Source organism: Pseudoalteromonas piscicida (assembly GCF_000238315.3).
Lineage (GTDB): Bacteria > Pseudomonadota > Gammaproteobacteria > Enterobacterales > Alteromonadaceae > Pseudoalteromonas > Pseudoalteromonas piscicida.
Genome location: NZ_CP011924.1, coordinates 3,295,363 through 3,320,000, shown reverse-complemented (window position 1 = coordinate 3,320,000; position 24,638 = coordinate 3,295,363). Strand labels below are relative to the sequence as shown.

Below are 24,638 nucleotides of genomic sequence, written 5' to 3'. Positions count from 1 at the left end.
CAAGGCGCCCGCGATCTTGCTAACCGCTTTTACGATATTATGGCAACCGACCCCTATGCAAAGCCGCTTTACGATATGCATCCACAACCATTAGATAGGATCAGACAGGTATTTTTTGAATTTCTTTCTGGTTGGTTAGGCGGGCCAGATCTTTTTGCAGAAAAATACGGCCACCCACGTTTAAGAATGCGCCATATGCCCTTTCCTATCGACCAAGATTTGCGGGATCAATGGATGCACTGCATGAATAAAGCATTAGACTTAGAGGTAGGAAATCCATTATTAAGAGAAGGATTAAGGCAGTCCCTCGCTCAGCTTGCGACACATATGATTAATCAGGAATAAAACTAAAGTATTAGTTAATTAAAATTACACGACTATTTTGCGCTAGGTCAAGTCCCGTTCTTGAGTAGAGATGCATAATCACTGTTCTAATTGTGTACAGGTGCGATGCGTGTGAAATCTATTCAACATAAAATTTATGCGTTACTGGCAGTGACGGGCGTGCTCGTCTTGATTGCCAGTATCCTTAGTAGCAGCAGTCAACAAAAGACGCTCGCTGAAGAAACCGTCGAAAGTAATATTAAGCTACTGGCAGATAATTACTTTGACTCTATCAATACTATGATGCTGACCGGCACCATGGCAAACCGTGAAATTCTGAGTGATAAAATTCGCAATCATCCAAATATCGAAGATGCGCATATTATCCGCTCCGAGCAAGTTAATAAGCTTTACGGTCCAGGTAATGCAAATCAAGCACCTAACTCTGAGGCTGAGTTTGATGCATTGAACGGGAAAGAAACCTTAGTTATTGAACAGCGCGACGGTAGTCGCATCATGACTTATTTAAAGCCGATGGTGGCCAAAGAAAGCTATAAAGGAACAAATTGCTTGGGTTGTCATCAGGCAAAGGAAGGCGATGTGCTCGGTGTTGTGCGGATCAGCTACTCTTTGGATGATATTGATAATACGGTACAGACTAATACCTGGTTTAGCACTGCGCTTCTCTCTGCTATCTTTATTACCACCTTTGTGATTTTAGGCGTACTTTTTAGGAAGCTCTTTATAGTACGACTAAAAACGCTAGGCCGAATCATGCGCCTCGCAACGACGAATAAAGACCTATCATTACGAATAGACGACCAAGTCGATGACGAGCTTGGACGCTTGGCGATTAACTTCAATAAAATGATGGATAGCTTTAAAGACAATATTGCGCAGTTATCCAACTCTTCGAAAATACTTATTCACTCAGCAGAATCTATATATGCTTCAGCGGAAACCACTGAGCTTGCCATTCAAGAGCAAAAACAAGGGACGGACTCTGTTGCAGCCGCGATTAATGAGCTTGAAAGCTCTTCAAGTGAAGTAAAAAATACCACCCACTTTGCATCAGAAAAGTCGGATAGCAGCAATCACCTCGCAGAGGAAAGCATGGCTGTTGCTAATCATACTGAGCAAAGTATCAACCAATTAGCACAAGATGTAAGGCAAGCTGCAGAACAAGTTTCTCAGCTTCAAGCACAAACTCTTGAAGTGGGTAAAGTACTCGAAGTGATCAGTAGTATCGCGGAGCAAACCAATCTCTTAGCGCTCAATGCAGCAATAGAAGCCGCGCGCGCCGGGGAAGCAGGAAGAGGGTTTGCGGTTGTTGCGGACGAAGTCAGAACACTTGCGACACGAACACATGACTCAACCGATGAAATCAAACGCACTATCGATAAGCTACAGTCCGAGGCACAACAAACCGTGGCAGCAATGAGTGCTTCTTGCGAAGAAGCAGATGACCGCGCACATCAGGTCAAGAAAGTGGCACAAGCGCTAAAAGACATCTCGACACAGATGCACGAAATTAATGCCTTAAACCTGCAAATTGCCGATGCCACTGAGCAGCAAAACTTGGCCGCTGAAGAAATCAATCGTAGCGTAGTCGCGATTAGCGATAATGCTGAACGCTCACTAGTTGATGCCCACGGCTCTAAACAGATCAGTGAGGAGTTACTCACCCTTGCGCGCGATTTGGATGAGCAAGTGCGCGGATTTAAATTAAACTAAGTGAACCGCTAAAAGTAAAAAGGAGCCGAGGCTACCTTTCAGATTGATGATAAACCCCGCTTTTTTAAGCGGGGTTTATTTTTCCCAGTTGTTGGAGCAGTGTTCTCTGCCGTAAGTTTCAGCGTTGGTTTTTTTGTGTTGGCTAGGCTAATTATTGTGATTTGGTGTGTCCAAGATCATTTTGAGGGCTTTTAGGGGGAGTTTTCGAGGTTTTTGCTAGTGTGCAGCCATGAGCGCCATTTTCTTCATATTTTGACATGCCGCTGCTAACAAGCACTGCGCGGTCACTTTTGACAGACCTCTATATCTGCAGTAGCGATGTCCATGATGTTGTTTCGCATCAGCGAAGCTTCTTTCCACCGTTTCGGCTCGTCGTCGATAGAGCTTTTTACCCCAGTCGCTCAGCCTAATCGCATTGGCGTTTTCTACGCTCGATTGCCAAACATGCCGCGTTATAACTTTGGTTTGATTTTTACTGGCTGTACATTGATTTCTGACTGGACAGCGTCCACATTTGCTCGGGTCGGAATGATAGTGACGATAGCCTGTTCGGCTTGTTGTTTTGTAGATTAGAGTTTCACCTTGCGGGCACAGGTAAGTATCTGTATCGGCTTGATATTGATACTCACGTTTGGCGAAGTAGCCTTTCTTTTTATTTGGTCTTCGATACCCCAGCACGCCAACTAATTGCCTTTCTTCCAGATTGTGGCATACCGCGGCGGTAAAATAGCCTGCATCTAGCCCAACCGCGATAGGGTTGAGTGCAAAGGTATCGAGCGCTCTGTCGAGTCGACTGATAATAGGTTGTGAGTCATGGACATTGCCTGCGGTGGCGTGTGTATCAACAATAATGCCGTGTTTACCATCCACAATTCGATGGTCTAGATAGAAGAACCCTTTTGGCTTTTCATCCCGTACCATAAACCCGCTATCTGGGTCGGTGCGGCTGACTTTGGTTGGTTTTGTGCAAGTTGTTTCTTCCTTACACTTCAGGGGCTTTTTTCCTTCATCCTCCCGGTCTTGCAGTACTGCTTCGTTCAATTGCTCTACATACACTGAAGGACTGACTTTTAAGTCTTCTATGTCATAGCGCTTTTTATTGGCATTGGCTTTGAGGTGTGTACTGTCAGCAAATAAGCTATAGCCACCTATGAGTTTTTGTTTCATCGCTTGGCGGACAATGTTATCGAAGATGGATTGATAAATATTGCTGTCTTTAAAGCGCTTTATGCGGTTTTGGCTTAGCGTCGAGTGGTGGATGACATCTTCAGTTAGTCCCATACCTAAAAACCAACGATATGCGACATTGACTTGGATTTCCTTAATCAAGCGACGCTCGCTTTGAATGCCAAACAGGTATCCAAGAAATAAAATCTTGAACATTCGCACTGGGTCAACCGCTGGGCGACCATTGTTTTTACAGTAGAGATGGGCGACTTCATCGCGGATGAATTCGAAATCAATCGCAAGGTCAATCAGGCGAACTAAATGGTCTTTTGGAACCAATTGGTCGATAGCGACCATTTCTAGTTCATATTGCTGAGGGGTTTTGTCTTTAAGCATGGTGAACTCCCTAAACTCACTACGCTTATTAGATCAAAGGGCTAGATCTGTGTCCAGCCCTTTTTCAAGAGTCTGAAAGGAGCCGAGGCTCCTTTTTACTCTATTACATCGCCAACCAATTCTTTGGCGTAAGATAATTATACAGCTCAGCTTCTTTCGATCCTGGATCTGGCTGGAAGTCATACTCCCAACGTGCCAATGGTGGCATCGACATTAAAATAGACTCGGTACGTCCACCTGTTTGTAGACCAAACAATGTGCCTCGATCCCATACCAGATTAAATTCAACGTAACGGCCTCGGCGATATAGCTGGAATTGACGCTCTTGTTCGCTATACGGTGTATCTTTGCGTTTTTCAACAATAGGCAGATAAGCATCAAGGAAGCCGTTACCAACAGCTTGCATAAATGCAAAGCTCTTTTCAAAGCCCCATTGGTTTAAGTCATCAAAGAATAAACCACCCACACCTCGAGTCTCATCTCGATGTTTTAAATAGAAATATTCATCACACCACTTTTTGTAGTCACCGTATACCACGTCACCAAATGGTGCGCACAAATCCTTTGCAACTTGGTGCCAGTGCTTCACATCCTCAAGAACTGGATAAAATGGCGTTAAATCAAAACCACCACCAAACCACCAAATCGGCTCTTCACCTTCTTTCTCAGCAATGAAAAAGCGCACATTGGCGTGACTAGTTGGAATATTGGGATTCTTGGGATGGATCACTAAAGATACCCCACAGGCATGGAAGCTTCTGCCTGCTAACTCTGGACGGTGCGCCGTCGCTGAGGCTGGCATAGAAGCGCCAAAAATATGTGAATAGTTTACCCCGCCTTGCTCAATAACATCGCCATTACGGATCACGCGAGTGCGACCGCCACCACCTTCAGCACGCTCCCAGGCATCTTCAACAAACTGAGCGTTACCATCGGCAGCCTCTAAGCCTTGGCAGATATTATCTTGTAGTTGTAATAAAAAGGCTTTAACGGTCTCTAGGTTTATTTTACTCATGGTACTTTTTATCCTCGGATCACTTGGCCAGTCATTGCATTTTTAATGACGCTTGGGGTCGTATTACCGCCTAACTCACCTTCAACATAATAGCCAACTTGTGAGCCAAACTGGCTACGAGCTTCCGACAACGAAGCAACTGGAGTTTGACCCGTTACATTGGCACTGGTAGATACAATCGGCTTACCAAAGCGTTGACATAACTGCTTTACAATGGGGTGGCTAGTAACTCGAATAGCGATAGTGTCGTGTCCCCCTGTTAACCAATGCGGCGTACTGGCTTTCGCTGGCAATAACCAAGTAATGGCGCCAGGCCATGACGAAAAAATATCAGCGCGCTTATCCATCGGGATTTTATTGTCATCCACGTAGGGCAAACATTGACCATAATTGTCGGCGATTAAGATTAACCCTTTTTCTATGGGTCGAGATTTGATTGTTAGTAACTTAGTGACCGCATCTTGGTTATCAGGATCACAGCCTAAACCATAAATGGCTTCCGTTGGATAACAGATCACTTCGCCAGCTTGAAGTGCTGACTCAGGCGTTGTTATTGTCGCAGTATCCGCTTTATTGTCATTACTCACGGTATTTCCACTATCTTTTGACATGATTTCTGCGGGCATTGTAGCACAGCTTTACCCGCTCGGGTTTTCTCCACCAGCACGGGCCAATGACACTCAGGGCAGGTCTGCTCTACAGGCTTGGCGTTCAAGGTATACTTACAACTTGGATAAGTGTCACAACTATAAAAGTGTTTACCAAACTTATTTTTACGCTGAATTAGGTTGCCTTTTTGGCATTTTGGACACGCTGGCAACGCCGCTGTGGGTGGCGCATCTTCATGACCAATATAGTGGCAATCAGGATACCCCGTACAGCCAATAAACATGCCATAGCGGCCATTTTTTATCACTAAATCTTTGCCGCATTCAGGACAAGCCACATCTTCTAGTACTTTAATTACATGGCTATCATGGTGTGCGAGTGGGCGAATATAATCACAAGTTGGGTAGCTAGCGCAGCCAATAAATGGACCATTTTTACTGTTTTTGATTACCAGCTCAGAGCCACATTCTGGGCATACTTCATACTCTTTTTCTAATGCATGTTTGTCTGCATTAAATAATGCATGGTCTATTTTACTCATCGCTTTACCACCGCCCCCTTGTGCAAGTATGCGCCTAATATAATAGCCTCGTTTTTAGGGTCAAGGAAATGATGAAATTCCTCCTTGCAAGTATTTGATATCAGTGTTTTCAACTAAGCAGGAACATTATTTAAAAGGCGGTAAGCTGAGGTCAAAACCTCAACTTACCGAAGGAAACTTGTCATGCTAGAACAGAGTTAATGAACTACAGATGCAGGCTCGGTAAAAATCAGATCTTCCATCTGCGCATAAGCATGTTCTTTACCCGGCACATTAAATAGCACCATTAGTATCACCCACTTTAAATCATCTAGGCTGATATAGGTTTTATCCAACGCGAATAAACGATCCATCACCATTTCTCTGGTGGTACTGTCAATCACTCCGACTTGTTCCACAAACATTAAAAAACCACGGCTCTCAACGTCTAGCATATTGCACTCGCTGTCGGTGTAGATCCGTGTTGCATGGTCCGGTTTAGCATTTAAATAGGGGTTTTCGTCACTGTGTTGTAAATCTGCAAGTTGCTCAAGCCAATCAAGCGCTTTGTATATTTCGCCTTGATTAAAGCCGGCGCGAAGGAGTTCATCGGTGAGTTCGTTTTGTTCGACAAAGATTTCTGCCTCACTGTGAATATAGTTCTCAAATAAATACATTAAAATATCAAACATCTTCTTAACCCCTCGCGAGTTTTATGTAGCCGTCGAGTACACGCTCTACTTTATCTTCGAGTTCTAGATCCAATAGTCTGGCAATCACCTGCTCTACTGGCCACTGGGTCCTTTGCGTTAAAGTGTCAACTGACGTCACCTCAAAGCCAAGGTTTTCTAATACGGGACATTGCTCCTCTTTTTGCTCCCCTATTTCTATACTATATAGACTGTTTTCACAAAAAAAGCTCACTTCTTCCAAAATATCCTCAATATTTTCGGTGAGTTTTGCCCCTTGCTTGATCAGGTAATGACAACCGCTACTTAATCGATTTTTAATTGAGCCAGGGATCGCAAACACTTCTTTATTTTGCTCCAATGCATAGCGTGCGGTGATCAGCGAGCCACTTTTTACTTCGGCTTCAACCAACAAAACACCCAAAGATAAACCCGAGATTATGCGATTGCGCCGCGGAAAATGATTACTATTTGCCTGAGTGTTTGGTAAGAATTCACTCACCACCAAACCATGCTGCACGATATCTTCATAAAGCCGTTGATGGCGTTTGGGGTAAACAACATCAACACCTGTCCCTAGCACGGCAATGGTTTCTCCTTGAACATCAAGTGCACCTTGGTGCGCTGCGCCATCAATTCCTCTTGCCATACCCGACGTCACCACCAACCCTGAGCGACTTAAGCCCTGTGCAAATTCATGTGCAAGCCCAAGCCCAGTTCTCGTTGAACTGCGACTACCAACAATCGCAATTTGTGGTTGTTTTAATAACGCAATATTCCCTCTGCAAAATAGTACTAAGGGAGGATTACAGATCTCTTTTAGTTGCTCGGGATATTCAGGAGAAAACAAAGATACAGCATGAATTTGCTGACGTTGACAATAAGCCAGTATGTGCTCGATACGAGACCAATCTGTGCACGCTAAGTTAGCAGCAACATTTTCTTGCAGCCCAAGCTTACAAAGCTCATCTTGGTTTAATGTGAATAATTGCGCAAGGGGGACTTGATTAAGTAATGCGGTGATGGTTTTGATACCCAGCCCTTGGCACAGGGTTAATGCCAAAGCTTGAGCTAGTTTAGCTTGTTTCATACTCTCTCCTTGAGTTTACTGACTTCACTCAAGGAGAAATTCTACCACTTAATTACTGGCAGTTTCCTTGAATGCTTGTACATGATCACCAACGCGGATCGGCTCCGAAGTTTCAACAACCATAGCGTAGCTTAAGTCTTCGTACACTTTAAAGACCATCAGCTCACCGACTTTTTCCTTTGGCATATGCCATACTACGCTATCGTCATCGTTTTCCTCACCAAACCAAGATCCCATTTCGGTGATCAGTTTGTCGAGTCTTGATGCATCTTCAATATAGCGCGGACCGTGTTGGCTTTCTATAACTGTAGGCGATTGCCTTACGATATCAAGGACATGTCCCTCTTTTAGCTGCGCTTTACTGCCCACATCCAACACCACTACACTCATGGTGCTAAACTCTCTGAGCTTATTATCGCTCGCAATAATACGGCCCGAAGTTTGTTGCTCAGGGCGAGACATAGAAAACTGTGCCGGAAAACTTTGTCCTGTAGATATGGGTAGCACAATATCCCCGGCCCTAACCTCTTGTTTGGCAACTTCTAACTGTAGCTTTGCTGGACGCCCCGCCACGATATCTCCCTGCTCAACCACATGGCCTGAACCAACTAACACGGCTTCCAAGCCAAGCAGTTGTTGGTTGTCTAAGGTACGGTAGGTTTCACCACGACGATAGATGGCATAGTGCCCGCCTTTGACTAAATCAGCTTTAACGTACAAGAGATGACCCGGAGTCGCATTTTTAATATTGCGATTGGCTCCCAGTACAATTGGACTATCAGAAAATTCCGACTCAGAAAGCGCTTGCTCAAAACGCAAAAAAGGTTCCATGATAGGGAGTGGTAACGTAGGAATGGCAGCCGCTTTTTGGTTAACAATACGCGTATGCGGCGACAGTTTCTTCACACCTTTGTCTAACACCAGCATCGGATTACCATTTTCATCGTAGAGTAGTTTAAGACTGTCTCCTGGATAAATCAGATCTGGGTTTTGAATACTAGGGTTCCACTGCCACAATTGCTTCCACTTCCATGGAGAACGTAAGTACATTTTTGAAATATCCCACAAGGTATCGCCTTTTTTCACCACATAACGCTGCGGCGCATCTGCTTTTACAGACAAAGTGTCCGCTTTCACAGAGAAAACTGAGCAGCCAGCGAGTATTAATGCAGCAATCGGATATTTCATGATGGCTTCCTTGTGGTTATTTTTGGTTATTATCCACCAAAACCTGTTAAAGGGGAACTTGAATGGCTAAAATAAGACCATACACTAGCTTACAACAGCTTACACGATAAATTGATTTAGGGTAATCATGGCCATATTAGAAGTTTTAAAGTTCCCAGATGAGCGTTTACGCACTGTCGCACAGCCTGTAGCAGAGGTTAATGACGAAGTACGTCAAATAGTTAAAGACATGCTGGAAACTATGTACGATGAAAATGGTATCGGCCTTGCGGCTACGCAAGTGGATATTCATCAGCGAATCGTCGTTATTGACGTTTCTGAAGAGCGCGACGAACCGCGCGTATTAATCAACCCAGAAATAACCAAACGCGATGGCTCTACTGTGAGTGAAGAAGGCTGCTTGTCAGTGCCATATTCATACGCAAAAGTAGATCGTGCTGAAACCGTCACGGTAAAGGCAACAAACGAACATGGTGAAACGTATGAATTAGACGCAGATGGTCTGCTTGCCGTTTGTATTCAACACGAATTAGACCATTTAGTTGGTAAGCTATTTATCGATTACCTATCACCACTAAAGCGTGATCGTATTCGTAAGAAGCTCGAAAAAGAAGCTAAGCTCGCTGCGAAGCAAGCTTAACCAACCTCCAACTAACTGACTTTAGGGTATTTCGTGAGTAATCCTTTGCGTATCGTTTTCGCAGGCACGCCTGACTTTGCAGCGCGCCACCTTGACGCACTTATTCAATCACAACATGACGTCGTGGCAGTGTACTGCCCGCCCGACCGCCCAGCTGGACGTGGTAAAAAGCTCAAAGCATGTGAAGTAAAAGTGCTAGCACAAGAACACAACCTGCCAGTGCTACAACCGCAATCATTAAAAACACCGGAAGCACAGGCAGAACTAGCTGCGCTTGGCGCCGATGTCATGGTTGTTGTTGCCTACGGGGTATTATTACCAAAAGCTATTTTAGATACTCCTCGACTCGGGTGCCTGAATGTTCATGGCTCAATTTTACCGCGATGGCGAGGCGCAGCGCCTATTCAGCGTGCTATTTGGGCTGGCGACAATGAAACTGGCGTAACGATCATGCAAATGGACGAGGGCCTAGATACCGGTGATATGTTGCACATCGCTCGCAGTCCTATTACAGCTACTGATACCAGTGCAGATCTCTACAACAAACTTGCTGAACTTGGCCCTGACGCGCTTATTGATACACTAGCACGCTTATCTGCGGGCGAGATCACGCCAGAAAAGCAAGACGATACACTAGCGAATTATGCTAAGAAGCTAAGCAAAGAAGAAGCCGACATTGACTGGCAGATGGAAGCTGCGCAAATTGAACGTAACATCCGCGCATTTAATCCATGGCCGGTTTGCTTTACCAATATGGCAGGTAACAGCGTCAAGATTTGGCAAGCGAAGGTAATAGATGAGCAAGGTGATGCAGGTCATGTGCTACGTGCAGACAAACACGGTATCGTAATTGCCTGTGGCACACAGGCATTGGAAATTCACACCTTGCAACCACAAGGTAAAAAGCCCATGTCTGCACAAGACTTTTTGAATGGTCGAGCCGACTGGGTAGCAATTGGTGCTAAGGTTGGTGACGCGTGAGTAATGTACGCGCACTCGCTGCCCAAACCCTATTTCAAGTCGTCGATAAAGGCGCGTCGTTAAGTGCTCAACTACCACTTGCCACCAGCCAGTTAGACGGTAAAGACAAAGCCTTGCTACAGCAAATTTGCTACGGCGTATTAAGATATTTGCCTTCACTTGAACACTATTGCCAGCAGTTACTTGAGCAACCGCTTAAAGGTAAGCGCCGTGTTTTCCAGTTTTTGCTATATGTGGGTATTTACCAACTACAACATATGCGCGTACCAGCTCATGCTGCAGTAGCCGAAACTGTAAACGCACTCACGCCACTAAGAGCTCCTGGCATGAAAGGCTTAGTTAACGCAATTTTACGCAGCTTCCAACGTCATCAGGTCGAACTAGAAACCAGTGCAGCCGAAATCCCAGCTTGTTTATACAACCACCCGGGCTGGTTTATCAATCAACTAAAAGCGGCTTACCCAACTCAATGGCAAGCTATTTTAGAAGCGAATCAACAACAAGCACCAATGTGGCTGCGCGTAAACCAATCGCAATTCTCTACTGCCGATTACGCAGCTCTGCTAGACCAAGAAGGGGTAGCCTATCAGCTTCATAGCGAATACCCGGACGGGATCTTGCTTGATAGCCCGATTGACGTTTATGCGCTACCACAATTTGCCGCTGGCGCTTGCTCAGTGCAGGATGCAGCCGCCCAAAAAGCAGCGAGATTATTAGCACCACAAGCAGGTGAAAATATCCTTGATGCTTGTGCCGCCCCAGGCGGTAAGACTTGCCATATTTTGGAGTTAGCAGACGCCAAAGTGACTGCAATTGACGCTGATAGTGATCGCTTGCAACGCGTAGAGCAAAACCTTGAGCGTATCGGATTGTCGGCCAAATGCCTTGAGGGCGATGCAAGTGACCCCGAAGCATGGTGGGATGGCGAGCAATATGATCGCATCTTATTGGATGTACCTTGCTCTGCAACTGGCGTTATTAGAAGACACCCTGACATCAAATGGCTAAGACGCGCTTCTGATATTGATAACTTGGTGACGTTACAGGCACAAATTATTGATAAAATCTGGCCATTGCTTAAGCCCGGTGGCACACTAGTTTATGCTACCTGCTCGGTACTGCCGCAAGAGAACCAGCAACAGATCGCACGCTTTCTTTCTGTGACCCCTGATGCGACGCTTATACCTTTGCATGATGCAGACACACAAACACAACCAGGCTTGCAGCTATTACCCGGATTGAGCGATGGGTTTTACTACGCAAAGTTGACAAAACAATAATAGAAAATCGACCTAACCAATATGAAAATCATCATCTTAGGCGCCGGCCAAGTCGGCGGGACACTGGCAGAAAACCTCGTCGGTGAAGAAAATGAAATTACCGTTGTCGACATCGATGGCGAGCGCTTAAGAGAGCTGCAAGACAAATACGATCTACAGGGGGTCACTGGCCACAGTGCTCACCCTGAGATCTTACGTCAAGCAGGTGCTGAAGACGCCGACATGATAATCGCCGTAACCAGCTCAGATGAAGTCAATATGATTGCGTGTCAGGTTGCCTATAGTATTTTCAATACGCCGACCAAAATTGCGCGGATCCGCTCTGAGCAGTACTTAAAGTACAAAGAGAAGCTGTTTCATAATGACGACCTACCGGTCGACCATTACATCGCACCGGAGCAGCTTGTAACGCAATATATCCGCAGGCTAATAGATTATCCAGGCGCTTTGCAGGTGCTGCAATTTGCCGAGGGTATGCTGTCACTCGTGGCGGTTAAGGCTTATTACGGCGGTTTACTCGTTGGCTATGCACTTTCTGCATTAAAAGAGCATATTCCAAACGTCGATACCCGTGTTGCCGCTATTTATCGTCAAGGCAAAGCCATCAAACCACTCGGCACCACCATAATTGAAGCCGATGATGAAGTCTTCTTTATCGCCGCAACCAAGCATATTCGCGCGGTCATGAACGAGCTACAAAAGCTCGAACGCTCTTACAAGAAAATTATGATTGCAGGTGGCGGTAACATAGGTGCGGGACTGGCCAGCTCATTAGACAAGAACCATAGCGTTAAACTTATTGAACGCAATCAAGCTCGTGCCACACAATTGTCTGAAACGCTCGATAATACGGTGGTTTTTTGTGGCGATGCCTCAGACCAAGAACTGCTATCAGAAGAACATATAGAACAAGTAGACGTGTTCATCGCGGTGACGAACGACGACGAAGCCAACATTATGGCTGCGATGCTTGCAAAACGTATGGGTGTACAAAAGACTATGGCGCTTATTCAACGTGGTGCCTACGTCGATCTCGTGCAAGGTGGCGACATTGATATTGCTATCTCACCACAGCAAGCGACTATCTCAGCACTACTCACCCATGTTCGCCGTGGTGATATCGTTAACGTTTATTCATTGCGTAAAGGTGCAGCAGAGGCCATTGAAGCTGTCGCACATGGTGATGAAAACACTTCTAAAGTTGTCGGTCGTGCAATTCGAGATATTAAATTACCACCGGGCGCGACTATCGGTGCAATTGTCCGTGATGAAGATGTACTGATCGCACATGACGATACCATTATTCTCTCAGGTGACCATGTGATCATGTTCCTGATTGACAAAAAACAAATCGGTGTTGTGGAAAAACTCTTCCAAGTAAGCGCTTTATTCGTTTAAAGCGCCCTAGGTATCTTGTTGATCTTGAAAAATAGACAAATCGATTAGGTAATCTTTTAATACACTACGGATTATGTCCGGAGCTGAGGTTAAGTGAATACCTAAAGAGACGATTTGATCATGGCTCTTTATGCGCCGAATATCGCCCTCTAGCGTGATCTGATTCCCTTCTTTTCCTTCAATGAAAACCTCACATTTCAGCCCCTCTTCCATATGCTCGGCATCAATCGACGTTAAGTCTAGCTGTAAACCAGCAAGTGAAATGTCTTTTATTACCCCAACATCTCTACTGCCATGGCAGTGAAATTTTGCGGGGATTAAGGTTGGCACACGGTTTTGCGAGCGGAGTTTGTAGGTTTGTACTTTTTCGGGTAAATAAAGAAAAATAAGCCGCGCGGGATGGACTGAGACCGCTTTTATTTGCGATTTGAATGCAATGACTTGCCCATCGCCATTCTCGAGCAAAGCTCGGACGATAACCGAAGTCCCTTCCATCACAAAGTCCAGCGCCGCGCCTAATCGCTTAGGGTTGGGATGGTTAAGAATTAAAAACGCCCCTTGGAGCATACCGACGTATTCTGTTTTTACTCTTTTGCTATTTGCCGGTAAACAAATTTCTAAGTCAACAATACTTCCTGCGCTGATAGCGGTGAGCAAAGTATCCTGCCCAACCTCCTGAGTTTTTAACATGGATCCAACCCTTCCTGAGTTCACTCTACTACTTTTTTATTGTAGCAGTTTTAGCGGAAGGCTATTTAAAACTGAATTCAGATTAATTACAACTCTTCGACTACCAACAATACCTAAAAAGGGGTCAATTACTTTACTAAAAAGTGGCTTTTTAGCATTAATGCGCCATCTCTTAGGGTCATCATTCTGCTTTGTACTTCGAGTGAACTTTGTGGCAATGCGAGCTCTTCAGCTTCAATAAACAACATCATAGGTTCGCTATTGCGCTTAGCAACAAATAATATACCCGAGACATCACGCTTGAATAAACAGCCCACTCCCTCAGTCTCAAAATCATCGACAATTGCTGGTATCTGGCGCTTTTGCCAGAGCTCATTTTCTGAGATCACTTGAACAACGAAACGCGCACCGCTCTCACAGCCAACTTGATGAAATAAGTCATAACTCTGGGCACGACCTAATGTAAGCTGATTAAGCTGCAAGTAACCGACTTCATCGATTAAGCTATTCAACTGTATTACGCTTCGTTCTATAAGCTGCATACCTAAACCCTGCTCATGGCTAGCAGCAAATCCCTTTATCACTTTAAATCCTTTATCTGAAAAGCGTGTGGCAAGCAATATCGTCGCCTCCAAGTTAAATCGTTGTAAAAATACTGACACTTGAAAACCCCGAAAATCCGAGTTTTTGAAATTTTTATTAACTTTTTCTTTGCGAAGTTCAAAAATAAGATGACAACTTGTCACTAGAGTGGCAGAAACGAGGTAATGACACTGTCAGTTGTAGGCTCTCAGCAAAAGAGCCCACTACTTAAGCACAGTTACCCACGCCAGAAGGTAGGAGTAAATAAGACTAACAGTGTGAAGATCTCTAAGCGACCAAAGACCATTGCAAGCGTAAGGATCCACTTTGCGGTATCACTAATATCACCATAATGCGCCGCAACGTCTCCCAACCCTGGTCCCAAATTGTTTAGACAAGCCGCAGTTGCTGAAAATGCAGTAATGTTATCGAGTCCCGTCCCCAGCAATGCAATCATAATAATCACAAACACCAGTGCATAAGCCGAGAAGAACCCCCATACAGCCTCAACCACTTTATCTGGTAGTGCCTTTCGACCCAATTTTATCGAGTATATAGCACGCGGATGCACTAAACGATTAAGCTCACGGATCCCCTGTAAATAGAGCAAGAAGACACGTACAACCTTCATACCACCACCCGTAGAGCCAGCACAGCCTCCAATGAAGCTGGAGAAAATCAAGAGAATAGGTAAAAACAGCGGCCAGGTTGAGAAGCTATCGGTCGCAAAGCCCGCGGTAGTACTAATTGACACAGCCTGAAACATCGCTTGATCTAAGGTCTCATCACCCGTTTCATAGACATTGTTTGACGACAATACCGCAAAACAAATCACCACCAACGCTAACTGGATAAACAGAAAGACTTTAAACTCAGGATCTCGCAAATAGGCTTTAATATTGCGACTCGATACCGCAGCATAATGTAGCGAGAAGTTAATGGCAGCAATCAACAAGAAGACGACACAAATAACATTAATAAATGGATTATCGAAGTAACCCATAGAAGCATCATAGGTTGAGAAGCCGCCGATGGCTATCGTGGCAAACGCATGACAGATAGCATCAAACCAATTCATTCCTGCTATCCAGTAAGCCAGCGTACAAGCCGCCGTTAGAGATACATAGATATACCAAAGGTGCTTGGCGGTATCGGCAATACGCGGTGTCATTTTTGAGTCTTTAACTGGACCGGGTGTTTCGGCACGATATAACTGCATGCCACCAACCCCAAGCATAGGAAGAACGGCTACGGCCAATACGATGATCCCCATACCACCAAGCCACTGCAACTGCTGGCGATAAAATAATACCGCTTTAGGTAAATGTTCTATGCCCGTCAAGACCGTAGCCCCTGTAGTTGTCAGCCCAGAAAAAGCTTCAAACACGGCATCTGCTAGAGATAGATTCGGTTTATCTAAGAAAATAAGCGGCAATGACGCAAACGACCCCAGTACCAACCAGAATAAGACAACGATTAAGAAGCCTTCTCTGGCTTTAAGATCGCCGTTTTCCTTGCGGTTTGGGTAGTACGCAAACAGACCCATTAGCACACTAAAAATGAAAGCTAAAACAAAAGGTACACCACCACCATCTTTGTATATCAAAGATACAATGGCTGGTGGCACCATAGTGATACTAAATAGAGCGACTAACTGCCCGAGTATTTTTATTATGGTACGAAATTGCATTTTGTACGCTGCGCTTTTTGTTATTTAACCAGAGGTTAATTAGTGAATGTAAAGAAGTAGAGCCTACTCCTTGAGTTGCTTAAATAATACAACATCATTGGTTAATTCATAAATAGCATCAATGATTTGTTGTGTTTCACGACTATCTACTGCTATTTTCCAGGTAATATTAGCAGCGTATTCTTTATCTAAATTTAGCACTGTAAACTGACTTTGTAATAGCTGCTCTATCACACCTTGAAGATGGTAATCACTGTGGCCAACAATAATAGAAGCCGGTACCTTTTTAGTCGTGCTTAGCTGTGCTAGCGCGTTATTAAGCGTACCACCATAGGCTCTGACCAATCCCCCAGTGCCGAGCTTAATACCACCGAAATAACGCGTCGTCACCGCAGTGATCTCACCAATCCCTGATCCCATCAGCACATTGAGCATTGGCTTACCAGCCGTCCCGTTAGGCTCTCCATCATCAGAAAACCCTAATACATGGCTGCCACCTGGGGGCCCAGCGATGTGTGCCCAACAATTGTGTCTTGCATCGGGATACGCGTCATTAATCTGTTTAATAAACGCTTTAGCATCTTCGATGGTTGGCGTGTGGGCCAAATGCACGATAAACGTGCTTTTCTTAATTTCCTCATGATGACTCAGTGATCCACTCGGAATGAAATATTCAGACATAATGTTCCAAACTAAAAGGGAGCCAATCGGCCCCCAAATATACTTACTTTTAGCGCTAGAAGTCAGCTTACTCGAGGCCGAAATCTCGCGTCATATTTTCTAGTCTATCTTCATGCACAATGATGTTATCTTCAATACGGATACCACCGTAAGGCTTCAGTGCATCAACCTTATCCCAATTGATATACTGTTTGTTTTCTGTTTGCGCCAAGTCTTCCAACAATGAATCGATGAAGTATAACCCAGGCTCAATAGTGAACACCTGATTAGCCTCTATCTTACGAGTACAACGCAAGAACGGGTGACCTTCAGGTGGTGCTTGGTGCGTACCGGCTTCATCAGCCATGAATCCGCCCATATCGTGTACCTGTAAACCAATATGGTGACCGAGACCATGAGGGAAGAAAGTGGAAGAAATCCCCTTCTCGACGATGGCCTGAGCATCAAGCTTAACAATACCAAAGTCACTCAGCACTTGCGCCACGCGATTATGACAATCGATATGCAGCTCACCGTATAGTTTGCCCGGTTGCAATGCTTTGCCCAACTCAATTTGGTGATCGTTCATGACTTTCACCAACTCGGCAAACTCGCCTTGTTTAGCAAAATCATAAGTACGGGTAATATCTGACGCATAACCGTTAAAGTTTGCACCGGCATCAATCAAAAATGACAAGTGCTTACTCGGCGCTTTACGCTCAAAATGGGTATAGTGCAAAATCGCACAATTTTCATTCAAGGCGACAATATTGCCATACGGTGTATCGTTTTCCATATGCTGAGTTGCATTAAGATAAGCTTGTTGAATTTCAAACTCGGAGCCACCAGCAAAGAAGGCATCGCGTGCCGCCATATGACCAAGCACACCAAGACGGCTCGCTTCACGTAAACATGCCATTTCATACTGAGTTTTATATGCACGATGATAATGCAAGAAGTTCATCACCGGCTCCGGATTCACTTGAGTAAAGCCAAGCGCTTGTGCAACCTCTAAATATTCACCGATATAGGCATAGTTTGCTTTGTCGTATGGCAGTAGCTGTTCAACCTGATCTGGCTTAACCAGCAGTTGAATATCAAAATACTCTGCCCAAAAATCTCTCGGCTCGTCAGGCACTTTATGCCAAAAATCAACCGGACGATAAAAAATGAGTTTCGGCTTGTCACTGCCATTGACCACAATCCAGCAATGCGGATTATCGATAACAGGCAACCAAGCTTTAAATTGCGGGTTAACTTTAAACGGATAGTACATATCATCAAGGAATTGACGCTTTGCTTGCCCCGAATGGATCACAAGTCCATCCAGTCCTTCTCGTTCTACTATCGTTCTTGTACGCTGTTGCAACGTGGCAATATGCTCTGCGTATAAATTTGCTAACTTATCCATGGTGTACCCATTTTCAAAAATTCACATACTATCGAGTCTATCATAGCTGCTACCTAAAAACGACGAACTGAGTCTAAGCACCAGCCATGTGCGGTTATTTCACAATTTTCATATCCAAGATACTTGCCAATATGTTGCCATCACGACCAAGACGGGTATGGTAAACCTGTCGATATGCCATCACATTTTTCACGTAGTCACGTGTTTCTCGATACGGGATCAGCTCAATCCAAAGCTCTGCAGGCATGGCCTCTGACGGCAGCCAACGCTTAATTCTATGATAACCCGCGTTGTACGATGCTGTCGCCAAAATCTCATTTCCGGCATTTTTACGCTTCAAATACTCTAAATAACTGGTCCCCAAGCGAATGTTTGTGGCCGGATGATAGAGGCGATTTTTTGCCACGCGCTTGCGGTTATTAACATATTTTGCGGTGCTTGGCAGCAGCTGCATTAAACCGTGAGCATCCGCACTCGAGCGAGCATCCGGAGCGAAAGAGCTTTCCCGACGAGCAATCGCAATGCTCCATGCGACATCGACTCGATTACGTTCACTATATTTAGTGAACAGATCTTTAAACGCCATCGGGAAACGCAAATCAACGTAATCCCAAGCTTTGATCTGAGCAAGAGTAAAAATAGTGCTGTCGTACCAATCAAACTCAGCAGCCAATATGGATGCTGCAAGCTTTTCCTCTTTGCTTGAAGTATTAGTAAGGTAGTTCCACTCTCGGCGTGCTTGAGTATACCTTTCCAGCTCGTATAAAGCCTTTGCTCGCTTAAAACCAGGCGCATGAGATACCCTTTCTACAATGCTGGGGTCAACATTTAACGGCTCTTCATTTAGTGAGACAGGTAATCCCAACCGGGCAGCAGCCAAAAAGCCGTAGTAATCACGCTCTTGTGCTAATTGCTGCCAAATCTCGTTAGCCTTCGCCAATTCGCTACGCTTCGCGAGGCTATATGCAAGCCAGTATTGTTGACCATTGCTAAGCTGCTCGTGACCCACGAATAAGGCCGAGATCCCTTCCCAATCTTGCTCTTTCAGCATGTTACTCATCAGCCACTGGAGTAGCTTTTTGTCCTGCAGCGATTTGGGCACTTTATTTAGCCAAAACCGTGCGTCTTCATGGCCTTTAGACGCAAGTGCCAGAGCAAAACGATAAGCAACGCTATCCTTTTGCTGCTGGGTAAAGGTAAACATATCCTGCATCTTCTGCCAGGCACGCAGCGCTAAATCAGGATCGCGCCAAACTAGGCGTCTTACACCATATACCGCAATTTCGGCTTCTTTTTCAGTACGTTTACTAAACCGATAAAGCCCAGCAGCCGCACTCGGATCTTGGCGAACCTTTTTATAAAGCTCGGCAAGATACGCCTCATTTTTTGGTAACAGCTTCTCAAGATAATCTAGCAGTGACGTTTGACCTGATTGCGCGGCACTGGAAATACGTTGCCAGACACGTTCAGGCGTTCTATACCCCGCCTTTTGCCATTGGCTAAAAAGGCCATCACAGGCTTTAGGCTGAGACTTTCCCACCGTCCAAATATCGGTTACCTGATCAAGAATGGCTTTTTTTGGCGCGCCTAAGTCCAACTGATACGCTAAATACGTACACTTGAGTTCAATATCGCTGGTCTCACGATAAAACTCGATGAATCGTGCTTTCTTTTCATGACGCTTTAAATAATCGAGCCAAGCAGAGCGTACTGGCCATTCTAATGGGGTGTGTTCGTATACCGTTAAAAAGTGCTGAATTTCTTGCTGGTACTTGAGCTTAGGATGACGTTCATAAAACGCCTTTTCAACGTACGGCTTAAGTGGGTGATCGAGCTGCGCTGTTGCAGCTTTAAAATTACTATAATTACCAGACCAAGCGACACGCTCAGCCTCTTTAAATTCGTCGTGAGTGCTATCGGCTGCACAGAGCCAGCTCACCATACATAAGCTGCCTGCAGCTAAGCGGGGTAACCAATATGTCATGCAAACCCTTTTTTATCTGCCAAAAGAATACACACCTAAATTGAAATACAGCCAAATTATGCTTATCTAAAGATGGCGCTGAAGACCAAAACTCGGCTTGTCACTTGCGAGCATGCTCATAAATGACACTAAATGCGAGGTGCGTTAAGCCACCATAGCAAACCGACTCAGGTATTTCAGTAAATGTGCGGTAAATTTTTCATTGCAATTTGCCGCCAAAGGATCCACACTGATTGAAATTACAACTCATCGTACCAGTGTAAAGCACGGGAGAACATGTATGTTAATCAAACGCGAGTCCTTTGTAGTTGATTTTTGCAAAGGCAATATCGCTGAGTTTAAGTTTTGCCTACCAGGCTCAGTAAACAAACTATCTCAGCAAGTACTAAAGGAAAGCCACGAAGCGCTTATCGAATTGAGCCAACGCGACGACATCGACGGCTTAATTTTTACCAGCGACAAAGACCACTTTATTGTCGGCGCTGATATTTTTGAATTCCTTCCGACTTTCCAACGCCCAGAAGAAGAACTTGTTGGTTGGATTAAAACCGCAACCGATGTCTTCGACGCAATAGAAGATTTACCTTTCCCTACACTATCGGCAGTAAATGGCCTTGCGCTTGGCGGTGGTTGCGAGTGGTTGCTCGCCACGGATTACCGTATTGCAACTGACAACGCAAAAATTGGCCTACCAGAAGTTAAGCTTGGCATTATGCCGGGCTTTGGTGGTACCGTAAGACTTCCTCGCTTAATCGGCGCTGACAACGCAATGACGTGGATCACCACAGGCCAAGAAAACCGAGCGAATGACGCACTAAAAGTGGGTGCGGTTGACGGTGTAGTACCTGCTGACAAACTTATGGCGGCCGCTATTCGTACCTTGGAGCAAGCTATAGCAGGTAAATTGGATTGGCGCGCGAAACGCCAAATCAAGCTTGACCCATTGAAGATGAATCGTGTTGAACAAGGCATGAGCTTTGGTATGGCTGAAGGCTTAGTCATGGCAAAAACCAAAGGTCATTACCCAGCACCGATGATGGCGGTACAAACGCTTAAAGCGGCAGCTAACCTAAGCCGCAACGAAGCGATGGCACTCGAAAACCAAAACTTTGCTAAGCTTGCCAAAACGGCAGAAGCCGCAGCGCAAACCGGTATTTTCTTAGCGGATCAATACATCAAAACGGTTGCCAAGAAACAAGCGAAACAAAGCAAAACAGAGATCAAACAAGCAGCGGTACTTGGTGCTGGTATTATGGGTGGCGGTATCGCTTACCAATCAGCCTACAAAGGTACGCCAATTGTCATGAAAGACATCCAGCAAGGTGCCCTAGACCTTGGTATGGGTGAGGCTGCAAAACTACTTGGTAAAAAAGTACAGCGCGGCCACATGTCAATGGACAAGATGATTGCCACTTTAGGTAAAATCAAAGCAACGCTCAACGATCACGATTTGCAAGGCTCAGACATCATCGTAGAAGCCGTTGTTGAAAACCCTAAAATCAAGAAAACGGTATTGGCGAGTTTAGAGTCGCAATTACCAGAAGGTACCATCCTAACTTCAAACACATCGACTATTCGCATTGATGAGTTAGCCACCGCACTTGAGAAGCCAGAAAACTTCTGTGGCATGCACTTCTTTAACCCAGTGCCAAAAATGCCATTGGTAGAAATCATTCGTGGTGAACAAACATCGGATGAAACCGTTGCCGCAGTGGTAGATTATGCCTTAAAGCTTGGCAAGTCTCCTATCGTTGTTAACGATTGCCCAGGTTTCTTCGTCAACCGTGTTCTATTCCCTTACTTTGCAGGCTTCAGCCAACTTGTTGTAGAAGGTGCTGACTTCGCAAAAGTAGATAAGGTTATGGAAAATGTCTTCGGCTGGCCAATGGGCCCTGCGTACCTACTAGACGTAGTGGGTATCGATACGGCAAACCATTGTACTGGCGTAATGGCTGATGGCTTCCCTACTCGCATGGCACGTAAAGACAAAGATCCTGTCGCAGTACTTGCGGGTGCCGAGCGCTTTGGTCAGAAAAACCAAAAAGGCTTCTATCAATACGCTCCAGATCGCAAAGGTCGTCTGAAGAAGAGTAAAGACGACAGCGCGCTTGAGTTGCTGAGTGGTATTTGTGACGCACCAACTGAATTTGATAAACAAACGATTATTGAGCGTTGTATGGTGCCAATGATCAATGAAGTGTTACTGTGTCTGCAAGAAAACATTGTTGCTTCACCGCAAGAAGCAGACATGGCACTGATCTATGGTATCGGCTTCCCTCCATTCAGAGGTGGTGCATTCCGCTATCTAGACCAAATCGGCCTCGCAAACTTTGTAGCAATGGCTGACAAGTACGCTCATCTTGGTGAAATTTATCAGGTTTCTGAGCAAACTAGACAGTGGGCAGATGAAGGTAAAGTGTTCTATCAAGTGGAGGGCCAGTAACATGGAAAACGCGGTAATCGTAGATTGTATTCGTACCCCAATGGGCCGTTCAAAAGGCGGTGTATTTAAGCATAAACGTGCCGAAGACCTCAGCGCGCACTTGATGAAAGGCCTACTTGAGCGTAACCCTCAAGTAGCACCAGACTCAATTGATGACATTTACTGGGGCTGTGTACAGCAAACTTTAGAGCAAGGCTTTAACGTTGGTCGTAACGCTGCACTCTTAGCTGGCATTCCTCACACCGTACCGGCGGTAACCGTAAACCGCCTATGTGGTTCGTCAATGCAAGCATTGCATGACGCAGCTCGCGCCATCATGACTGGTGCTGGTGACACTTACCTTATCGGTGGTGTTGAGCACATGGGTCACGTACCAATGACACATGGTAATGACTTTCACCCAGGCCTTGCGACGTCTGTAGCACAAGCTGCCGGTGTGATGGGGTTAACGGCTGAGTACTTAGCGCTAATGCACGGTATCAGTCGTGAGCAGCAAGATGAATTTGCCGTACGTTCACACCAGCGTGCACATGCCGCAACCCTTGAAGGGCGTTTTGCAAAAGAAATCCTGCCAATGGAAGGCCATGATGCCGATGGTACACCTGTACTTGTCGAGCATGACGAAGTTATCCGTCCAGAGACAAGCTTAGAAGGTCTAGGGCAGCTACGTCCTGTATTTAACCCAGCATCGGGTACGGTAACTGCAGGTACCTCTTCAGCGCTGTCTGACGGTGCTTCAGCTATGTTGGTCATGAGCGAGTCTAAAGCAAGAGAACTCGGTCTTCCAATTCGTGCTCGTGTTAAGTCAATGGCAGTCGCAGGTTGCGATCCTTCCATCATGGGTTACGGTCCAGTTCCGGCATCACAAAAAGCCTTAAAGCAGGCGGGCATTACTATCGATGATATTGATGTTGCTGAACTAAACGAAGCCTTTGCAGCACAATCACTACCAGTGCTAAAAGACCTAGGTCTACTAGACAAGGTAAATGAGAAAGTGAACCTCAACGGTGGTGCAATTGCACTCGGTCACCCACTTGGTTGCTCAGGCTCACGTATTAGCACAACGCTTATCAACCTAATGGAAGAGAAAGACGCGAAGTACGGCCTTGCAACTATGTGTATTGGTTTAGGCCAAGGTATCGCTACCGTATTCGAGCGCGTAGATAACTAATTCCAACCAGCTGGTACTGGGCTTTTATAAGACAATACCAGCACACAACTTCAACTTGGTGACCAAGGCAAAACAACACAGCTGTTTTGCCTTTTTTATTACCTGCATTTACCTCACCTCGGTTGGCTAAGGCATGATTATCCAAACTTGAGCTTACTTACAACATGCGGTTAAAATAGCGTTTTCGTCACTCGCAACGTAACTAACAAGGCCAACCACAATGAGTTTTGATAATACCGACCATACCTTAGATGCAGTAGGCTTACGTTGTCCGGAGCCAGTAATGATGATTAGAGGCATGGTAAGACGGATGAACTTAGGTGAGACGTTGTTAGTTATCGCAGATGATCCATCAACAACAAGAGACATTCCGAGCTTCTGTGAATTTATGGATCACACTTTGGTTGCCAAAGCAGTGGCCGAATCTCCCTACAAGTATGTGATTAAGAAAGGTCAGTGATCTCCTCTTTAACACTCTGTTTGAGCTCGTGAGTCATAGACAATAAAAAAGCGGCATCTGCCGCTTTTTTAAGATTTTACAATCACCACCTTTGGTGAACGAGGATTACGATAATCTAAGCGGATTTCGTACCAGCCTTTTTTACTTGGCTTGAAGCTAAAGTAGTTATACACCGTGTTACAATCCGCGACCAGCGGTTGCCCTAGCGTTAACTGCCCTTCACTCTTATAGCCACAGTTGTAGCCTTCACTCCACTGCTCATCAGCAATTTTAAATTCATACACTTTACCCGGGCTCATGAATCTTGCTTTTGTTGCGTAGATCCCCGGTTGTGTTTCTTCTAGGCGATACTGAGGTTCGGCATCCCACAGAGTGAAGTCACCGCGTAGATACATTGTCTTATCCAACTCACCGGCAACAACCGGTGAAGTTGAAGTCGTTGGCAATTGAAAGTTACTACTACAAGCGGTAAGTGCTAATAGCGCAATCGCCATTGCCCCTTGTTTTTTAATCATA

At 45.3% G+C, this 24,638-nt stretch carries 23 protein-coding genes (1 of these 23 running past the window's edge); 9 read left to right on the top strand and 14 right to left on the bottom strand.

Going from position 1 to position 24,638, the window contains the following annotated elements; genetic code table 11:
* Both PPIS_RS15190 and PPIS_RS15185 read left to right on the top strand, forming a co-directional pair.
* Positions 1-345, top strand: the 3' portion of a protein-coding gene (locus PPIS_RS15190) for a group II truncated hemoglobin (protein WP_010379482.1). 105 nt of this gene lie to the left of the window's left edge; the window shows 345 of its 450 coding nt (coding positions 106-450); its start codon lies beyond the left edge, outside the window; its stop codon occupies positions 343-345.
* Between the two features lie 105 nt (positions 346-450).
* Positions 451-2,058: a methyl-accepting chemotaxis protein gene (locus PPIS_RS15185; protein WP_010379483.1), complete on the top strand. Its 1,608-nt coding sequence runs from the start codon at positions 451-453 to the stop codon at positions 2,056-2,058.
* Between the two features lie 216 nt (positions 2,059-2,274).
* Here the strand turns inward: PPIS_RS15185 and PPIS_RS15180 are convergent, their stop codons facing one another.
* The 7 genes from PPIS_RS15180 to PPIS_RS15150 form a co-directional block, all read right to left on the bottom strand.
* Positions 2,275-3,621: an IS1182 family transposase gene (locus tag PPIS_RS15180; RefSeq protein WP_096040876.1), complete on the bottom strand. Its 1,347-nt coding sequence runs from the start codon at positions 3,619-3,621 to the stop codon at positions 2,275-2,277.
* Between the two features lie 103 nt (positions 3,622-3,724).
* Positions 3,725-4,636, bottom strand: coding sequence for an oxygen-dependent coproporphyrinogen oxidase (hemF, locus tag PPIS_RS15175; RefSeq protein ID WP_010376793.1), 912 nt, complete (start codon positions 4,634-4,636; stop codon positions 3,725-3,727).
* Between the two features lie 8 nt (positions 4,637-4,644).
* Positions 4,645-5,223, bottom strand: a complete 579-nt coding sequence (gene tsaC / locus PPIS_RS15170) for an L-threonylcarbamoyladenylate synthase type 1 TsaC (RefSeq protein ID WP_010376794.1) — start codon at positions 5,221-5,223, stop codon at positions 4,645-4,647.
* Positions 5,220-5,786 (bottom strand): DNA topoisomerase family protein, encoded by a 567-nt coding sequence (locus PPIS_RS15165; RefSeq protein ID WP_010376795.1) that lies wholly within the window; start codon positions 5,784-5,786, stop codon positions 5,220-5,222. The genes tsaC and PPIS_RS15165 overlap by 4 nt, the downstream gene beginning before the upstream one ends.
* A 197-nt stretch (positions 5,787-5,983) precedes the next feature.
* Positions 5,984-6,457: a DUF494 family protein gene (locus tag PPIS_RS15160; protein ID WP_010376797.1), complete on the bottom strand. Its 474-nt coding sequence runs from the start codon at positions 6,455-6,457 to the stop codon at positions 5,984-5,986.
* Between the two features lie 4 nt (positions 6,458-6,461).
* Positions 6,462-7,544, bottom strand: coding sequence for a DNA-processing protein DprA (gene dprA / locus PPIS_RS15155; RefSeq protein ID WP_010376799.1), 1,083 nt, complete (start codon positions 7,542-7,544; stop codon positions 6,462-6,464).
* 48 nt (positions 7,545-7,592) lie between these two features.
* Entirely contained in the window at positions 7,593-8,732 is a 1,140-nt protein-coding gene (locus tag PPIS_RS15150) for a LysM peptidoglycan-binding domain-containing protein (protein ID WP_010376801.1), read from the bottom strand.
* 127 nt (positions 8,733-8,859) lie between these two features.
* Here PPIS_RS15150 and def point away from each other — a divergent pair, with 127 nt between their 5' ends.
* The 4 genes from def to trkA are packed head-to-tail and all read left to right on the top strand — an operon-like array spanning position 8,860 to position 13,031.
* Positions 8,860-9,372 carry a peptide deformylase gene (def, locus tag PPIS_RS15145; protein WP_010376803.1) on the top strand — a complete coding sequence of 171 codons (513 nt, stop codon included), beginning with the start codon at positions 8,860-8,862 and terminating at the stop codon, positions 9,370-9,372.
* A gap of 33 nt (positions 9,373-9,405) precedes the next feature.
* A complete protein-coding gene (gene fmt, locus PPIS_RS15140; protein WP_010376805.1) occupies positions 9,406-10,353 on the top strand; it encodes a methionyl-tRNA formyltransferase in 948 nt (315 codons plus the stop codon).
* Positions 10,350-11,633 carry a 16S rRNA (cytosine(967)-C(5))-methyltransferase RsmB gene (gene rsmB, locus PPIS_RS15135; RefSeq protein WP_010376807.1) on the top strand — a complete coding sequence of 428 codons (1,284 nt, stop codon included), beginning with the start codon at positions 10,350-10,352 and terminating at the stop codon, positions 11,631-11,633. Before fmt ends, rsmB begins: the two co-directional genes overlap by 4 nt.
* A gap of 6 nt (positions 11,634-11,639) precedes the next feature.
* Positions 11,640-13,031 carry a Trk system potassium transporter TrkA gene (gene trkA, locus PPIS_RS15130; RefSeq protein ID WP_276324810.1) on the top strand — a complete coding sequence of 464 codons (1,392 nt, stop codon included), beginning with the start codon at positions 11,640-11,642 and terminating at the stop codon, positions 13,029-13,031.
* A gap of 6 nt (positions 13,032-13,037) precedes the next feature.
* On the opposite strand, the gene PPIS_RS15125 is transcribed toward trkA, so the two are convergent.
* From PPIS_RS15125 to PPIS_RS15100, 6 genes are all read right to left on the bottom strand, one after another.
* Positions 13,038-13,721: a flagellar brake domain-containing protein gene (locus PPIS_RS15125; protein ID WP_010376812.1), complete on the bottom strand. Its 684-nt coding sequence runs from the start codon at positions 13,719-13,721 to the stop codon at positions 13,038-13,040.
* A gap of 128 nt (positions 13,722-13,849) precedes the next feature.
* Positions 13,850-14,383 (bottom strand): hypothetical protein, encoded by a 534-nt coding sequence (locus tag PPIS_RS15120; protein ID WP_238322942.1) that lies wholly within the window; start codon positions 14,381-14,383, stop codon positions 13,850-13,852.
* Between the two features lie 158 nt (positions 14,384-14,541).
* Complete coding sequence (locus PPIS_RS15115; protein WP_010376815.1) at positions 14,542-15,993, bottom strand: TrkH family potassium uptake protein; 1,452 nt, start codon at positions 15,991-15,993, stop codon at positions 14,542-14,544.
* 63 nt (positions 15,994-16,056) lie between these two features.
* Positions 16,057-16,674 carry a YigZ family protein gene (locus PPIS_RS15110; RefSeq protein WP_010376817.1) on the bottom strand — a complete coding sequence of 206 codons (618 nt, stop codon included), beginning with the start codon at positions 16,672-16,674 and terminating at the stop codon, positions 16,057-16,059.
* A 67-nt stretch (positions 16,675-16,741) separates the two neighbouring features.
* Positions 16,742-18,064: a Xaa-Pro dipeptidase gene (pepQ, locus tag PPIS_RS15105; RefSeq protein WP_010376819.1), complete on the bottom strand. Its 1,323-nt coding sequence runs from the start codon at positions 18,062-18,064 to the stop codon at positions 16,742-16,744.
* Positions 18,065-18,158: 94 nt separating this feature from the next.
* Positions 18,159-20,048 carry a transglycosylase SLT domain-containing protein gene (locus tag PPIS_RS15100; RefSeq protein WP_010376822.1) on the bottom strand — a complete coding sequence of 630 codons (1,890 nt, stop codon included), beginning with the start codon at positions 20,046-20,048 and terminating at the stop codon, positions 18,159-18,161.
* A gap of 280 nt (positions 20,049-20,328) precedes the next feature.
* On the opposite strand from PPIS_RS15100, the gene fadB reads away from it, so the two are divergent.
* From fadB to tusA, 3 genes are all read left to right on the top strand, one after another.
* Positions 20,329-22,491, top strand: a complete 2,163-nt coding sequence (fadB, locus tag PPIS_RS15095) for a fatty acid oxidation complex subunit alpha FadB (protein WP_010376824.1) — start codon at positions 20,329-20,331, stop codon at positions 22,489-22,491.
* A 1-nt stretch (position 22,492) separates the two neighbouring features.
* Positions 22,493-23,662, top strand: coding sequence for an acetyl-CoA C-acyltransferase FadA (gene fadA / locus PPIS_RS15090; protein WP_010376826.1), 1,170 nt, complete (start codon positions 22,493-22,495; stop codon positions 23,660-23,662).
* Positions 23,663-23,882: 220 nt separating this feature from the next.
* Positions 23,883-24,122, top strand: a complete 240-nt coding sequence (tusA, locus tag PPIS_RS15085; protein ID WP_010376829.1) for a sulfurtransferase TusA — start codon at positions 23,883-23,885, stop codon at positions 24,120-24,122.
* 68 nt (positions 24,123-24,190) lie between these two features.
* On the opposite strand, the gene PPIS_RS15080 is transcribed toward tusA, so the two are convergent.
* The gene (locus tag PPIS_RS15080) at positions 24,191-24,637 is read right to left on the bottom strand and encodes an early set domain-containing protein (protein WP_010376831.1); all 447 of its coding nucleotides are present in this window, start codon (positions 24,635-24,637) and stop codon (positions 24,191-24,193) included.
* Between the last annotated feature and the right edge of the window lies 1 nt (position 24,638).

Coding starts and splice junctions, on each gene's coding strand:
- PPIS_RS15185 (WP_010379483.1), top strand. CDS start 451: ATGCGTGTGAAATCTATTCAACATAAAATTTATGCGTTACTGGCAGTG.
- PPIS_RS15180 (WP_096040876.1), bottom strand. CDS start 3,621: ATGCTTAAAGACAAAACCCCTCAGCAATATGAACTAGAAATGGTCGCT.
- hemF (WP_010376793.1), bottom strand. CDS start 4,636: ATGAGTAAAATAAACCTAGAGACCGTTAAAGCCTTTTTATTACAACTA.
- PPIS_RS15165 (WP_010376795.1), bottom strand. CDS start 5,786: ATGAGTAAAATAGACCATGCATTATTTAATGCAGACAAACATGCATTA.
- PPIS_RS15160 (WP_010376797.1), bottom strand. CDS start 6,457: ATGTTTGATATTTTAATGTATTTATTTGAGAACTATATTCACAGTGAG.
- dprA (WP_010376799.1), bottom strand. CDS start 7,544: ATGAAACAAGCTAAACTAGCTCAAGCTTTGGCATTAACCCTGTGCCAA.
- PPIS_RS15150 (WP_010376801.1), bottom strand. CDS start 8,732: ATGAAATATCCGATTGCTGCATTAATACTCGCTGGCTGCTCAGTTTTC.
- def (WP_010376803.1), top strand. CDS start 8,860: ATGGCCATATTAGAAGTTTTAAAGTTCCCAGATGAGCGTTTACGCACT.
- PPIS_RS15125 (WP_010376812.1), bottom strand. CDS start 13,721: ATGTTAAAAACTCAGGAGGTTGGGCAGGATACTTTGCTCACCGCTATC.
- PPIS_RS15115 (WP_010376815.1), bottom strand. CDS start 15,993: ATGCAATTTCGTACCATAATAAAAATACTCGGGCAGTTAGTCGCTCTA.
- PPIS_RS15110 (WP_010376817.1), bottom strand. CDS start 16,674: ATGTCTGAATATTTCATTCCGAGTGGATCACTGAGTCATCATGAGGAA.
- pepQ (WP_010376819.1), bottom strand. CDS start 18,064: ATGGATAAGTTAGCAAATTTATACGCAGAGCATATTGCCACGTTGCAA.
- PPIS_RS15100 (WP_010376822.1), bottom strand. CDS start 20,048: ATGACATATTGGTTACCCCGCTTAGCTGCAGGCAGCTTATGTATGGTG.
- fadB (WP_010376824.1), top strand. CDS start 20,329: ATGTTAATCAAACGCGAGTCCTTTGTAGTTGATTTTTGCAAAGGCAAT.
- fadA (WP_010376826.1), top strand. CDS start 22,493: ATGGAAAACGCGGTAATCGTAGATTGTATTCGTACCCCAATGGGCCGT.
- tusA (WP_010376829.1), top strand. CDS start 23,883: ATGAGTTTTGATAATACCGACCATACCTTAGATGCAGTAGGCTTACGT.
- PPIS_RS15080 (WP_010376831.1), bottom strand. CDS start 24,637: ATGATTAAAAAACAAGGGGCAATGGCGATTGCGCTATTAGCACTTACC.